1 protein-coding gene is annotated in these 415 nt (G+C 59.5%); it reads right to left on the bottom strand.

Annotated features, from left to right (window positions below; translation table 11 throughout):
• Positions 1 to 252: hypothetical protein (locus I6F36_RS39110; protein ID WP_225173306.1), on the bottom strand; the 252-nt coding region annotated here is incomplete at its 3' end.
• Positions 253 to 415: the final 163 nt, after the last annotated feature.

The following is a 415-nucleotide window of genomic DNA, read 5'->3' on the forward strand; positions in this document are numbered from 1 at the left end:
CTCAAAACCCTTGCTGGGCTTAGCAGCGGGCAGCGCTTCACCCGGCACGTCGTCAACCACGGCTTCGATGGCTTCAAGCGCGTCGTCCGCAGCCTGGCCATCGGGAAAATGGGTGGCCGAAAACACCGACACCGTAAACAACAGACACCAGATCGTGACGATCCACCGTACGCCGCGCGCACGTGACAGGACGCCCCGCGCGGTGGCGCGAGACAACGTCGGCAAGGCGGATGAAAGATTCGTCACAAACATGGGCTCCGAATACTATCGGAAAAATGCTGCATCTACACACAACGTCAGGCAGATCGCCCGGATATCAATCGGAATCGACCTGACTTTTGCGAATCCGTTCCATGTCGGACCAATGCGCACGCACCCAGTCGTCCAGGCCGACGAGCGTGCGGTTGAGCGATTC

Origin of the sequence: Bradyrhizobium sp. BRP19 (assembly GCF_020194195.1) — a bacterium.
In the GTDB taxonomy this organism is placed as follows: domain Bacteria; phylum Pseudomonadota; class Alphaproteobacteria; order Rhizobiales; family Xanthobacteraceae; genus Bradyrhizobium; species Bradyrhizobium yuanmingense.